The following is a 1,410-nucleotide window of genomic DNA, read 5'->3' on the forward strand; positions in this document are numbered from 1 at the left end:
ATCACCCTCACAGCGGTGGCACTCTTCAGCTTGACGGGCTGCGCACCGAAAACAGCCGTAGCAACAAGCGAGTCAGTACCCGAAACAGCCGCTCCAACTCCAGCGCCAGTAGAAACCGCCGTAGTACCGCAAATAGCAGAATACGCCCCATACGCAGAAGCAGTCCCTGAAAACCTGGTGCAATATGAAGGTATGCCATTTGAAACTTTTGAAATACTCCCTAAAGATGAGCAGGCACCGTACGTTTCATGGCTTATTCGTGACAAGGACACATTTGTTGCTGAGTGGCGAGATCAAAGAATAGGACCTAATGACGGCATAGACAATGATGTTTCACTCGATGACTCTGGGCAAGAGGCCTTAGTTAGTAATGCATGGATGCTCCGAATGGCAGTGTCTCTAGATACGAACGACGCAAAGAAAGTTTTGACTTTTCTCATTGAAGACAAAGAACAATCAGTAAAATATGATGAGCTCCTTAGTGCCGGCGACGTACCAAATCGAAAGCCTCGTGCCATGGCTGAAGGTCAAATAATGCCTATATCAACCGTGACTGCAGAGTCCGAGTTAACTCCTATTCAAGGTGTCTATGTTAAAGAAATCACTGCGCTTGAAAACATGACCAACACGGTAACGAAGGGCTTTATGTTCTACCACGAATATACCGACTACACCGGCCAAGTCTACCCTGTGTGGCTAGCTAAAGGCTAGTACTACTAAAGGCATCCCCACTATCAAAACAAGGGCACCACTGGCATTAGCAGATACATCGCGAAAATGCTGGCGTGCACTGGCGTGCTTCACTGTTCTTGGACACGGCATCGTGATCCAGGAAGTTGAACCACTTGACCAGCAATGAGAAGAAGCCCAAGCGCTCGTTCTCCCCGCAGTTTCGCGCGGAGGCCGTGCAGCTCGTCGTCACGACGGGCCGGCCCGTCAAGCACGTTGCCGATGAGCTCGGCATCGCGGACCAGTCCCTCGGCCTGTGGGTGAAGCAATTCAACGCCGAGAACGAGGCACGCCCGGGGCCGCCGTTGAGTCCAGCGCAAGCGTTGGAATTGAAGGAAGCCTTGACCGAGAACGCTCGGCTTCGGATGGAAAATGAATTCCTAAATTATTCTGATGTTCGGATTATGCCGATGTTTGCCTGAAAGCCTAGATCAGCGGCGAGTGATGGCCGCGAACCTCGGCATAATCCAGCCGGCCATTTGATACTTGTCCTCATCTATGAGGAAGGACAAGGATCATGAGCGATCCTGAACATGTGCTCGTCGAGGGCCCCAGGGGTCCTGGGTTGTCGGGGTGATGCTCTCTGGTCTGATGTTCGGTCGATAGCTTCAATGACGGCAGTCGTAATCATTGCCCGCATTGGCGTGCCTTGGTATTTAGGGTCAGGACCTTGCGAGCCTG

2 protein-coding genes are annotated in these 1,410 nt (G+C 51.8%); both read left to right on the forward strand.

The features are described 5' to 3' along the window. The coding region (locus E3O25_RS10405) for a hypothetical protein (protein WP_206750215.1) at positions 1–711 on the forward strand (711 nt) is incomplete at its 5' end. Between the two features lie 134 nt (positions 712–845). Then, on the forward strand, positions 846–1,151 hold the full coding sequence (locus E3O25_RS10410) for a transposase (RefSeq protein WP_166806013.1): 306 nt from the start codon (positions 846–848) through the stop codon (positions 1,149–1,151). The last annotated feature ends 259 nt before the right edge of the window (positions 1,152–1,410 follow it).

It is taken from the genome of Cryobacterium sp. TMT1-3 (genome assembly GCF_004402315.1).
Taxonomy (GTDB): domain Bacteria; phylum Actinomycetota; class Actinomycetes; order Actinomycetales; family Microbacteriaceae; genus Cryobacterium; species Cryobacterium luteum.